Genomic DNA, 11,987 nt, shown 5'->3' with positions numbered 1-11,987 from the left:
CCGATGCGAATCACCGTCAACAACGAGGCCCGAGACACCCAGGCCGACACTGTCGAGGCACTCGTGGAGGAAACCCTGGGTGAGGTGCCCGAGGCCGGCACGGCAGTAGCCGTCGATGGTGAGGTCGTCCCCCGCTCACAGTGGGCAAGCACGAAGCTTGTCGACGGCTCCACCGTGGACGTCCTCACCGCCGTACAGGGGGGCTAGGCATGCTGGAGATTGCCGGCAAGCAATTCGACTCGCACCTGATCATGGGCACCGGCGGATCGAGCTCGATGGACATGCTTGAAAAGGCGTTGGTGGCTTCGGGCACGCAGTTGACCACCGTGGCGATGCGTCGTCACGCAAAAGCCCCGACTACCGGCGAGAGTGTGTTTGACCTGCTGACCCGACTCGGGATCGACCCCCTGCCAAACACCGCGGGCTGCCGCACGGCGCGCGATGCGGTGATTACTGCGAAGCTTGCGCGCGAGGCACTGGGCACTGACTGGGTGAAGCTCGAAGTGATTGCTGACGACCGCACGCTGCTGCCCGATGTCGTGGAAACCGTGGATGCCTGCGAGCTGCTGATTGCCGAGGGATTCACCGTGCTGGCCTACACCTCGGATGACCCGGTGGCCGCGAAGCGCCTCGAGGATCTGGGAGCGGCGGCCGTCATGCCGCTCGGCTCGCCGATCGGCACCGGACTCGGGATATTGAACCCGCACAACATTGAGCTCATCTGCTCGCGCGCGGAGGTGCCAGTGCTTATCGACGCTGGCGTGGGCACCGCCTCGGATGCAGCCCTGGCCATGGAGATCGGCTGCTCAGGCGTACTGTTGGCAAGTGCGGTAAACCGCTCGCAGGATCCGGAAGCCATGGCGCAGGCGATGAAGCTGGCCGTGGAGGCGGGCCGGCTCGCGCGCTCTGGCGGGCGCATCCCGAAGCGCGAACACGCGGTGGCGTCGTCGAGCTTTGAGGGCCTGGCGAGCTGGGCTGACCAGGTGCTCTAGTTCTGCCCCTCGCGCCCTTCCTGCCGCCGGATCGTGCCGCGTCGCGCGAGCCACGCCGCGACAAAGGAGAAGACCAGCGCCACGAGCACACCCAGGTTGGCGTCCGCCCAGTGCTCGCCGACGAGCGGGAGCAGGTAGCCCTGCCAGTTGTTCCACGCCGCCTCCTCCGCGAAGGCGTTGGCCACTAGCCCCCAGCCGACGACAGATGCGATCACCATGATCGCGATCGAGGCCCAGTCGACGGCGCCGTAGCGGCCGTCCGCGTCGTAGAGTGCTGCCTCGTCGTAATCCTGCGTGCGGGAGAAGATGTCCGCGATGAGGATGCCGGCCCAGCTGGCCAGCGGCACGCCGAGGGTAATCAGGAAGGATTGGAACGGCCCGAGGAAGGACTGGGCGAAGAACACCACATAGATGGTGCCGGCGGTGAGGATGAGGCCGTCGATGGCGGCGGCCGCCGGGCGCGGGATGTTGATGCCCAGGGTGATCAGCGTCAGGCCAGAGGAGTAGATGCCCAGCACCGCTCCCGAGACCAGCGCCAGGACGGCGGTGAGCAGGAACGGCACCAGCACCCAGGTGGGCAGGATGACAGCGAGGGCGCCGATTGGGTCGTCGGCAATCGCTTCAGCCAAGGTTGGGTCCGAGCCCGCAATCAGCAGGCCGAAGATGATGAGGAGTACCGGTGCCACTGCCCCGCCGAAAGTGTTCCAGAAGATGATCGCGCTGTCCGGGGTGTCGCGGCGCTGATAGCGCGACCAGTCGGCGGCGATGTTGATCCAGCCCAAGCCGAAGCCCGTCATCACCATCACCAGCGCGCCAATGACCGCGCCCGTGCTGCCGGCCGGGATGGCCTGCACGGCTGCCCAGTCGATCTGTGGGACGGTGAGCAGGATGTAAAGCACGGTGATAGCGCCGGTGAGCCACGTCAGCACGGACTGCAGCTTCATGATGGTGTGGTAGCCCAGCACCGAGGCACCCACAATCAGCGCGGCGACGATCACGGTGGCGGCTACCGGCACGGCCAGCCCCGGTTCAGCGCCGAGCTGCCGGATCACCGTGGTGGTGGCCAGCACGGCCATGATGCTTAGCGAGGTCTCCCACCCGATCGACGTGAGCCACGAAACGATGCCCGGCACTTTCTGGCCGTGGACGCCGAACGCGGCACGCGAGAGCACCATCGTGGGCGCGGAGCCGCGCTTGCCGGCTACGGCAATGAGGCCGCAAAGGAAGAAGGAAAAGGTCACGCCGATCGCGGTGACGATGGCGGCCTGCCAGAACGAAATCCCAAACCAGAGTAGGAACGAGCCGTAGCTGATGCCGAACACGGACACGTTCGCCGCGAACCAGGGCCAGAACAAGTCCGATGGTTTCGCGGTGCGCTCGTGTTCGGGGACGATGTCGATGCCGCGGGTCTCAATGACCGGCGCCGCGCCGGAGGCCGACGCGGCGGGGTGCTGTGCATTTTCCATGAGCAAACTGTACGCCGGATGCACAGCCGGCGAGACAGTGCGGGTTACTTCGCGGGGTTTTCAGGATGAAACTGACCGTGGGAGCGGGCCGGCCCACGCGCGCAGGCGGGCTCGGCTGACCGGGTGCCCTAGTCCGGTTGGCGCTTAGTCGACGCTACTGGTTGAGCTCTTCGAGGATCTCCCAGTGGCGCTTGCTCATCTTCGACAGTGGCGTCAGCGCCATCGATAGCCCCTCCCCTGATCGCAGCGACGTCTCGACCTCACGGTTGGAGAGGTCGCCCCACAGCCCCACAGCAATGGTGATGCGCTGAAGCTCCTCGGGGCTGAATCGCTCGTTGAGTCCCTTGGCGACGTCTCTGATCGCATCCGGGGACTGGTCTGCCAAGGCGGTGTACGCCCACAGCGAAAGGTCTGCGCCGGTCGCGAGGATGTCTTCGTAGCGGTGGCCCGATTCAAAACGGTTCGAACCTGGCTCGTCGAAGTTCACGCGCGCGTCCATCTCGACTTGGAGGTCCGCTGCGTCGCGGCAACGCTCAATGACCCCGACGATGATGTCGGATTGCCAGTCGTTGAGCGTGCCGTCAGCGATCTGGATGTTTCCCTCCGCGTCGCGCGGAAAGCCGTCCCGACCGGTCATGTCTCGGTACAGCTGCTCATCTGCTTCGGAGAAGAACGCATCTCCGATCAGTTCCGTGAGTACGATGTAGTCGGGTGAATATCTGGTGGCTGCCGCGCCGCACATTTCCACGACCCGGTTGCCAACTTCGCCGCGGTGCAGCGCAACCGCGGACGGAAAATCCTCGGCGGGCTTCCCGTCGGCAAAGACTGCCTTATAGTCATCGTCTTGCTCAACGATACGGGGCGCAAGCACATCGACGGTGAGTCCAACGCGCCGATCGCTGGATTCCTGCAACGTGCGTAGGATCTCCCCCACACGGTCTTGGCCCTGCTCTACCCCTGAGGCCCAGTACTCCTGTTCACCTTCGGCTGGGAAGCCGATGAAGTCGGCGCGGCCGACTGAGACGTTCACGGCGTCGACACCGGCCCGATCGAGGCGCTCACGGATTTCTGGCCAATCAACCTCGTCGGAACTGACTGACTCGTAGCCGATGCCCACCGTAAGGGACGCGGGTTTAACCCCGCGGCTGGGCTGCTGCATCAAATTGATCAGCAGAAATGCGATCAGCGGAACGGCCGCTGCTATCAGCGCCAGCTTCCAATCCAAGTTGCTCCTCAAAGGAGATCACTCCTGTTCGTTCTGGTTTGTTCCACTTCAACTCGGATCGGGTCAGCTCCTGCCACATCGCGTTGAGCATGGTGAACGACATGGCCAGGGAGTAAATTGGCCACAGTGGCAGCGCCCAGATATGGCGAAGGTCGCCCAGCGCGTTGGCGATCACCATGGTGATGATGAGCAGCACGGTTGACAACAGCAGCCCGGAACCGAGCAAGAGGCCCCACGCAGTGAAGTTGGCGTTGGGCAGGCTTACAAGCATTGCGATGAACAGACCAATCTGCAGCACCGGGAAGAACACCATGGTGATCACGGTGAACCACAACAGGCCGGTAAACGCAGGGTTGGAGGGTCTGAACATCAACGGCCAGTAGATCTGCAGGCTTTGCAGCAGCCCACGGGCCCAGCGGGTGCGCTGCTTATATAGCGCCTTGAGGGACGAAGGGGATTCCGCATAGACAAGGGCCTCCGGCGCGAACACAACTCTCCACGGGGTGGTGTGGATGTGCCACGTGAGCTCTAAGTCCTCACCGACCGTGTCTTCTCGCAACGGCCGCCCAGGGGTCGCGCGGGCGACATCATCCAGGCAAGCGCGGCGGAATGCACCCGAGTTGCCAGAAACGACCGGCACAACTCCAAGCAGGTCGAAGGCGCGCCGTACAAGACCTGTACCGACGTGGGTGATCAGTGCGAGGAACCGCGTGAGCACCCGGTTCAAGTTCACGGGACGGTCGTCTCCACACACAGCACCGATGTCATCTACATAGAACGCGCGCAGCATGGCAGGAACCGTGTCAGGCGTGAATACGGAGTCTGCGTCAATGAAGAGGAGAAATTCGCCCCTGGACTCGCGGTAGCCGTGGTTCAGCGCCGCGCCTTTGCCAGCGTTTTCTTGGTAGATGTAGCGCATCTGCGGGTGGCGAGACTCTAGTTCCTGAGCGATGCGCCGCGTGTCATCGGAGGAACCGTCGTCGACGACGATGACTTCGAGGTTCGGGTAACCGGAACCAACGATTGAGGTCACGCATGACTTCAGGACAGTCTCTTCGTTGTACGCGGGTACCACCACGGACACCAGCGGCTGCCGGTCGAGCGCAGTGGGCGTGCCAGCGGCGCGCCGCCGCGCGGCGCGGTATTCGAAGATGAGCGCAAGCGGGACGAACAGAACACGCATGACCAGCAGCGCCATGGTGAACACTAGAAACGCCACGTCACGCTACCTCCTCAAGGAACGCAGCGAGGATCTCCGGGGCGTGCTCCGAATTGGCTCCAAATCGCGCGTTGACCTCCAGCAGTACTGGCCTACCGGCTTCCGTGTAGCGGATATCCATATCCAGCGGACCGGTCAAGCCGATAGCGCTGGCGGTTTCGCGAGCGAGGTCAGCGACAGCTTGGTCCGTAGCTCGCTCCACCGCGGCCGCGTTGCCAACCCGGCCTTCCTTCATCGCAGTTTTGTGGAGCACGACGACTTCGGTCTCACCGGTGGTGGGACTGATGAACAACTGGGGGCAGAACTCCTCGCCAGGGGCGAACTCTTGCACGATCAACCCGGGATCGGTGATCTCTGTGAAGCGATCCTGGGTTTCCACCACCTCCACACCGCGGCCACCGCGGCTCACGCGCGGCTTCACGACAACCGGTAGATGCGGTCGCTGGTCAGCAGCGTACGTCGGGTTCGTCGTCGTCATCACCCAAGCGCAGGTTGCCGTAACGAGACACGAACACGACGATGAGAAAAATGAACACTGCCGAGATGCCGCCGATGTACATCCAGGTCAGGTTCTCCATCAACCAGCCGGAGATCTCTGAGTAGGCTTTCCGGGCCCTGTCGCCGAAGGCAAGAGTCGCGGTGACGAAGGCGATGATGAAGCCCAGCGCCGACCAAAAGATCAGGGGATCTGACTGCAGTTGGCGTTGTCACGCCATAACGAAGTCCATTTCTGTGGCTTGAAAGAATCGGTAAACCACCTTAGCGGGTTGGAGTACGTTGGCGGGTATGGTCGCACCCCTCCCCCACGACGAACTTGCACGCACCGCCAGGCAGATGAACTTGCCGGGTTTCGGTCTCGAGCAGCAGACCCTCCTACACAACGCGCACGTACTCGTGATCGGCGCCGGCGGACTTGGGTGCCCCGTCATGCAGACTCTCGCGGCGACCGGCGTGGGTGAAATTACGGTCGTGGACGACGATGTGGTGTCCCTTTCCAACATTCACCGCCAGATCCTCTTCAGCGCTGCCGACGTCGGCCGGAAGAAGGTCGAGGTTGCGGCGGAGCGGCTGCGCGAACTCCAGCCAGGACTCACGGTGCATGCAGTCGATGATCGGCTCCACGAAGGCAATTTCCTCACACATCTCGAGGGCATCGATTTGCTTATCGACGGCTCGGATACCTTCGCGACCAAATTCCTCGCCGCCGACGCCGCAGAAATTTCCGGCACTCCCCTTGTGTGGGGTTCGGTCTTGCGCTATCGGGGAGATGTCGCACTGTGGTGGTCCGGGCCAGGCGCACCCGAGGACGGTGTCGGCATGCGGGACCTCTACCCCTCCCAACCTGACCCAGATTCAGTGCCGGACTGCGCCACCGCCGGTGTGCTTGGCGTGACCACCAGCGTGGTTGGCGGGCTAATGTCCACCGAGGCGGTGAAGTTTCTTGCCGGCATCGGTGAGTCGACGGTGGGCAAGCTGTACATGTACGACGCTCTCACGTCGTCCATCCAACAGTTCTCCGTTCGCAAAGATCCTGGGCGCGCGCTGGTGGCAGAACTCGGCTCCTACTCCGGTGCATGCGCGGTCCCTGATGCCTCTGATCGCGGGCGCGACCTCATCGATGCCCTTGAGCGAGGCGAGGCGTACCTGCTTGATGTGCGCGAACCCCATGAGAAGCTGCTCTCAGACCTCCCCTACCCCGGAGCACATTTGCCCATGAGTCAGCTCGACCAAGCCAGGGAAACCATTGCTGCGCTTCCGCAGGGGGACGTGGTGGTCTACTGCGCCGCAGGGGCGCGCTCGGACCGCTTCGTTGAAGAGTTCGCGGAGCTCGCCGCCCAGCTGGGTATCACGCTGCATTCTCTGCCGGGCGGAACCAACCGCTGGGCCTAGTCCAGGGTCGCGAAGTAGTCCTGCACGTGGTAGTAGGACTGCTTTAGACGCGACGGGAACGGCACCTCAACCATGTCCCAGTTCTCCCAGGTGTAGCGCTTCATCGACCCGACGGTAGAGCCAGAGATCGACGTCGGAAGCGCCTGAACCGGGGTGTCGTATTCGACGTACATGAAGCTCAAGCCGATGTCTTTGAGGAAGTCACTGACACGAATGTCTTCCTTGGTCACGAAATCACCGACGATTTCCTTGCGGCTCGGGTCCTTGAAACTCAACAGCAACCACGGAATTCGAACTTCCACGTGCTTGCGGTCGGCGGACCACGAGTAGTCCGTTAAGGAGTTGAAGTCCTTTGCCTCAGGGTTACCGTTACCCTCTTGGAGGAGACCCGTTTCATAGTCTTCGAACGGGTAAATCTCACCGGTTTCACCGTTACGCATCTGTCCATTCAGCACGTACTTAATCGGCAGAAACACTCCAGAGTTGCGATCAAACATGTAATCGTTGATGTCCATGTAGCCGTAGAGCCAGCCGTAGTAGTACGAGTGCATCTCGTAGTTGGCATCAACCATCACGCGGGACTCGTCATCTTCCAACGAGACGAGGAAGTCAGCCGCGGTGTCACTTGTCGCATTGAGCGAATTGATGTAGTTGTTGCCCTGACCTTGGATGGTGTCGATCAACGCCACCGGGTACCCGGTCGACGACGCTGCGTCGTCAAGGTCCATGCGCAGGTACAAATACGCCTCGTCGTGGTCCACGTAGGCCGCCTGGATAGGGTCACCCTTGTCGCCAACGTAGAGCGGATCGCCCTGCCATTCGTTGACATCCCCGTCTACCTTGATCTTGTCCGGATCAAAGCTGAGCAAGCCGAATTGCTGCTCACTCGTCTGACGGTTCGACCAGTATGGGCGGCGGTCAGGGTTGTCATAATCCATGGTGTTCCACGTGCGCTTGAACCACTCATCCTGCCACGTGAAGATCAGGCCGCCCATGTAATTGGTCTCCAACATGTCCTCAAACATGCGCTGGATGTACTTGCCCTGGTCCTCCTCGCTCACACCACCTTGGTGCATGCCCATTGGGCCGGTGTGGGTACGCCCACGCGATGCCGGCACGCCGAACTCGGCCACCAGCACCGGCATCTCGTGGACTGAACGCAACTCATCGAGGTACCCGTAATAGGTGTTCTTCTCCCCACGCTGATCAACCGCGTTGAGGTATTTCTTATCCAGGTACAGGAAGTCCGGGTAGTACGGGTACACGTGGTAGGAGGCGAACTGGCCGACCTCGTCCATGATCCCCTTGGTGAAGATGTGGTTCGGGTTGATCTCCGAGATTTCTTCTTTATTGGAGGCGTCGGAGGGGTGATGCAAGATGTCTGTGGTCACCCAGTTGGTAAAGCTCATCGGGCGGATCTCGTTGTAGTTCGAGATCTCGTAATCGGTCACGTACTCCATGTGCGAAGCGATCCAGTACTCCATCGGGTTGGCATCCTTCGTCTCGTAATAGGTGCCGCTGAACTGCCCGACGTCCTGGTGCTTCTGGTTGGTGCCCTGAACCATGAACGGGTCCCACTCGGTACCAATGACCCAGCCGATGACGTAGTCGGAGACATCGGTCGCGTAAACACCGGAAGCGTGTCCCGGAACGTGGTCCACGATCACATTGCCGTGCAACGCGTCGACCACGTGCTCAATCTCTTGACGGAACCCTTGAACCGCCTCTTCGTGGAACGCGTCGGCATCACCAGTGATCCACTCCTCGTTAATCCAAACGCCGTGGAACACGTAAATCTTGTTCTCATGCTCCGCGTTGTACTTGGCTAGCGCGCGATAGAAGCCTGGCGGGTGAAGCGTATACACACGAATGGTGTTCGCGTTCATCTCCGCGATCATCTTGAACCACTCGTAGTATTCGTCTTCGGTGATGCCCGCTTCGCCAGGAAAATGTCCCGGGCTCGCCATACCGAGGTTGACACCCTTGACCAGGGTGGGTTCCCACTGGCCGTCGACATTGATCTCGATGCGGTCGAGGTCATAGTTCATTCGTGCCGGATAGCGGATGTCGTCGTCATTTTCATTAGCGACGGCAGCGAACTCGGCTCCAAGCCCCTCACTGAAGTCAGCGTGAAGCTTCATAGCCTGCGAGATGATCGGGAAGTAGGAGTTCCAATAGAACGAGCTCGAGCTGAAGCGGTCAAACACCGAGTAGAGACGTGGCAGACCCTGGAACTGGTAAAACAGCGGAATCGCTTCGGACTGGCTGAAAGTGCCGGCCATGTAGAAACGGTGCGAGGCTCCGTTGCGGTGTTTTGTCACCGCGGGAATCGTCTCCGGGATATCAAGCTCGTCGAACTTGTCTTTGACTTCGTCGCTGAGCGGGATGTCGAAGGTGTAGAGCACATCGGTGCCTTCCGCAGGGGTGACGATGTCGAACCAACCCGAGTAAGGCTTGCGTGCTTCCTTGAAACCCTGCTCGCGCCCGGCATCGGTCGTGATGAGGTCAAGCGCGAGGTCATCGTCCTCAGTGTCAATCTCAACGACGTGAGTCACGTTCTCGACGTCGTTATTCAATACGAGCCCTGGTCCACTGAACGTCCAATTGTCGCCGAAGTAGTCGTACACACGATCCGGAATCGCGGAATCATAGTTCTCTAGATTTTCCACGAAAAGGCCCGACCACCCGCTGGATTCGACCCCAAGGTCTTGGGCGATTTGGCCCGCGACCGGGCCCGGCTCGGTGTTTTGGATAACGCCGTACTCCGCGAACAGGATGGTTGGGGAGTTTTGGTCAATATTGACCTTCACGGTGTTCCACTGATCCACCGAAGTGCTGAATCCATCCTCGGTGGTGACATAGATAGCGTCGTAAGCCTTGAGCTCATCCATTGTGGAGTCCACGTCCTGGACCGAGGCAACCTTGGAGTTGGCCTTCATGTAGTCGAGTGCGAATGCGGCACCGCTCTGCTTCGGCGTTTCACCGACACGGTTCTCCAACACGAGGGACGTATCGTACGGCGCACTCTTCACCCCCCAAATCAGCACCGGGGTGAAGAAAATTAGGGCAATAAGAGCAATGAAGGAAAACAGCTTCCTCACGAAACAACCTCAGGCTTAGATTCGCTGAAACCCCGACGGTCCATCACACCCCAGTCGCTGCGCTTGGTGAAGAAGCGGTAGAAACCTTCCAAACGCCAGAACAACATGAGGGGTTTGAACCAGAATGCCTCGGTGAATGACAGTCCGAGCACATAAGCCAGCTCTGCAGCATCGGGGTACTTGTCTTGCTGCCAGGAGTGGAGCATCACCGAGATGGTGTTCATTAGACCGGCGTAGATCAGCGAGAGCATTAGAAGGAACAAGGAGAATTCGACAAACACCTGCCCGACGAAGAAACCGGCGATTAGGTAGGCGATGCCGAGCACCTCCACGAACGGGATGAACGCCTCGACCATGATGAAGTACGGAAAGGCAATGACACCGAGGGCCCGGAAGCGAGGGTTGAACCACACCTCCATGTGGGCGGTCAAGCTCTCGAGGAGACCCTGGTGCCACCGCCGGCGTTGGCGGCGAAGCACCTTCAGCGTTTCGGGAGCCTCGGTGTAGCAGATGGCGTCCGGCACGTGCACGATGAGCTTGTTAAGCCTGTGCTTCGTGATGTTCTTCTGCAGACGCACGACGATTTCCATGTCTTCACCGATCACGTTGCGCGCCAGGCCACCGTTCTCGATCAACATGGCCTTGTCGAACACGGAGAACGCGCCTGAGCAGATGAGCATGAGGTTCAGCTCACTGAGTGCAACACGTCCGATCAAAAACGAACGGAAGTACTCGATTGTCTGCATCGCAACGAGAGGGTTCGGCGAGAATTCAATCTGCTTATCGGCCACGCCGTGGTTCACACGGTTCTCATTGATCAGCTCTACGGTGCCGCCGACGGCCGCGACGCGGTCGCCCTCAAGCACGAACGGTCGCATGACCTTTTTCATCGAGTCCTTCTCCAGGACCGAATCACCGTCAACCGTGCAGACGTACTCCATGGTGGAGACGTTGATGCCACAGTTAAGTGCGTCAGCCTTGCCACCGTTGAGCTTGTTCACCAATTTCAAATTCGGGAACAAGTTGGAGACATACATGCTTTCAACTTCAGCGGTCTTCAACTTTTGCTCAATCGTGACGTTTTGGACCGGTTTCATCAAGAACTGGTTGATGAGCAAGTCGGCGGTGGCATCGGTGGAACCATCGTTCACCACGATGATTTCAAAGCGCTTGTAGTTGAGGTTCAACAACGACGAAACGTTTTGCACAATGCCTTGCTCTTCATTGAACGCCGGAACCAAGACTGAGACTCCCAGGTTGTAAGCCTCGGTATTGCTCAACAGGTCCATCGTTCGCTCGTATCGACGGTTGCGATTGATCTTGTACACCGCGAAGATCATCATCGCGAAGTAGATCAGAAGCACAACCAACAAGTACGCCGCGAGAAAGTACCCGATCCAGGCAAGAATCCCGTTGATGTTAACCACGGATTTCTCCTCTCCTCCAGACCGGTCGATGTGTAAATCCAGTTCCTAGTTCCCGGGGATTGAGCACATTGCTATCCGCCGACGGCTCCTCAACGTTTTTAGTTGGTTTTTCCTGGGTCCATGGCTCGAGTTCCGATTCCCTCGCTGGTTCAAGCTCAGCAAGCTCAGCCATCGAGTCCGACTGACTCGAACCATCTGTGGGGTCCATTGATTCTGCCGAATTGAATGGGGCGAGCGAGGTTTCCCCCTCGAGAATCAGCGACGTGAGAGCGGCCTCGAGATCCGTTTGCGGGCGCAGGGCAGCCACTTCGCTATGTAGAGAAGTCATCTCCAACTGGTTGATAACCAAGAGCGCGTACTGACGGATTGGAACACCGCGCGAATTCAGTTTCGTCGAAAGCTCGGGTGCGAGCACGTCATCCGAAAGCTGACTGACCCTCGAGCGAATGTTGGGATCGTCGTAATTGTTTGCGTAGGACAGGAATATGTCAGTTGTCCATTCCGACTGCTCGGTGTTCGCCAAACGGATGTCGGTCTCTTCGCCGTCGAGGATGGCGCTGACCCAAGTATCGCGAGTCGTCGTCAGGAACTCCGCCTTGCGCTTAGCCTTCTTACGCATCCTCACATTGTTGATCACGAGGTATATGCAGAGGAGAAACAGCAGAAA

The 11,987-nt window shown here is 59.9% G+C and carries 11 protein-coding genes; 3 read left to right on the top strand and 8 right to left on the bottom strand.

Features of this window, described 5'->3' with window-relative positions:
- Positions 1-3 precede the first annotated feature (3 nt).
- Together thiS and CGLAU_RS03020 are read left to right on the top strand one after the other, a co-directional pair.
- Positions 4-207: a sulfur carrier protein ThiS gene (gene thiS, locus CGLAU_RS03025; RefSeq protein WP_095659423.1), complete on the top strand. Its 204-nt coding sequence runs from the start codon at positions 4-6 to the stop codon at positions 205-207.
- A gap of 2 nt (positions 208-209) precedes the next feature.
- Positions 210-992: a thiazole synthase gene (locus tag CGLAU_RS03020; RefSeq protein ID WP_095659422.1), complete on the top strand. Its 783-nt coding sequence runs from the start codon at positions 210-212 to the stop codon at positions 990-992.
- Here CGLAU_RS03020 and CGLAU_RS03015 read toward each other — a convergent pair.
- The 5 genes from CGLAU_RS03015 to CGLAU_RS02995 all read right to left on the bottom strand — a co-directional run bounded on the left by CGLAU_RS03015 (position 989) and on the right by CGLAU_RS02995 (position 5,555).
- The gene (locus CGLAU_RS03015; protein WP_095659421.1) at positions 989-2,458 is read right to left on the bottom strand and encodes a purine-cytosine permease family protein; all 1,470 of its coding nucleotides are present in this window, start codon (positions 2,456-2,458) and stop codon (positions 989-991) included. The genes CGLAU_RS03020 and CGLAU_RS03015 overlap by 4 nt on opposite strands.
- Positions 2,459-2,612: 154 nt before the next feature.
- Positions 2,613-3,617 carry a hypothetical protein gene (locus CGLAU_RS03010; protein WP_157731246.1) on the bottom strand — a complete coding sequence of 335 codons (1,005 nt, stop codon included), beginning with the start codon at positions 3,615-3,617 and terminating at the stop codon, positions 2,613-2,615.
- Positions 3,592-4,902 carry a glycosyltransferase family 2 protein gene (locus tag CGLAU_RS03005; RefSeq protein WP_198304990.1) on the bottom strand — a complete coding sequence of 437 codons (1,311 nt, stop codon included), beginning with the start codon at positions 4,900-4,902 and terminating at the stop codon, positions 3,592-3,594. The genes CGLAU_RS03010 and CGLAU_RS03005 overlap by 26 nt, the downstream gene beginning before the upstream one ends.
- A gap of 1 nt (position 4,903) precedes the next feature.
- Positions 4,904-5,380, bottom strand: coding sequence for an ATP-grasp domain-containing protein (locus tag CGLAU_RS03000; RefSeq protein WP_095659419.1), 477 nt, complete (start codon positions 5,378-5,380; stop codon positions 4,904-4,906).
- The gene (locus CGLAU_RS02995; protein ID WP_332461825.1) at positions 5,349-5,555 is read right to left on the bottom strand and encodes a BCCT family transporter; all 207 of its coding nucleotides are present in this window, start codon (positions 5,553-5,555) and stop codon (positions 5,349-5,351) included. The genes CGLAU_RS03000 and CGLAU_RS02995 overlap by 32 nt, the downstream gene beginning before the upstream one ends.
- 133 nt (positions 5,556-5,688) lie before the next feature.
- Here CGLAU_RS02995 and CGLAU_RS02990 point away from each other — a divergent pair, with 133 nt between their 5' ends.
- On the top strand, positions 5,689-6,792 hold the full coding sequence (locus CGLAU_RS02990; protein WP_095659417.1) for a ThiF family adenylyltransferase: 1,104 nt from the start codon (positions 5,689-5,691) through the stop codon (positions 6,790-6,792).
- Here the strand turns inward: CGLAU_RS02990 and CGLAU_RS02985 are convergent.
- Genes CGLAU_RS02985 through CGLAU_RS02975 form a run of 3 tightly spaced genes read right to left on the bottom strand, consistent with a single transcriptional unit; the run spans position 6,789 to position 11,939 of the window.
- Positions 6,789-9,893, bottom strand: coding sequence for a glycoside hydrolase family 2 protein (locus CGLAU_RS02985; RefSeq protein WP_095659416.1), 3,105 nt, complete (start codon positions 9,891-9,893; stop codon positions 6,789-6,791). The genes CGLAU_RS02990 and CGLAU_RS02985 overlap by 4 nt on opposite strands.
- Positions 9,890-11,320: a glycosyltransferase family 2 protein gene (locus tag CGLAU_RS02980; RefSeq protein ID WP_095659415.1), complete on the bottom strand. Its 1,431-nt coding sequence runs from the start codon at positions 11,318-11,320 to the stop codon at positions 9,890-9,892. The genes CGLAU_RS02985 and CGLAU_RS02980 overlap by 4 nt, the downstream gene beginning before the upstream one ends.
- The gene (locus CGLAU_RS02975; protein ID WP_157731245.1) at positions 11,313-11,939 is read right to left on the bottom strand and encodes a hypothetical protein; all 627 of its coding nucleotides are present in this window, start codon (positions 11,937-11,939) and stop codon (positions 11,313-11,315) included. Before CGLAU_RS02975 ends, CGLAU_RS02980 begins: the two co-directional genes overlap by 8 nt.
- Positions 11,940-11,987: the final 48 nt, after the last annotated feature.

Source organism: Corynebacterium glaucum (assembly GCF_002287505.1).
GTDB lineage: Bacteria > Actinomycetota > Actinomycetes > Mycobacteriales > Mycobacteriaceae > Corynebacterium > Corynebacterium glaucum.
This window is presented reverse-complemented; position numbering and strand designations above follow the sequence as displayed.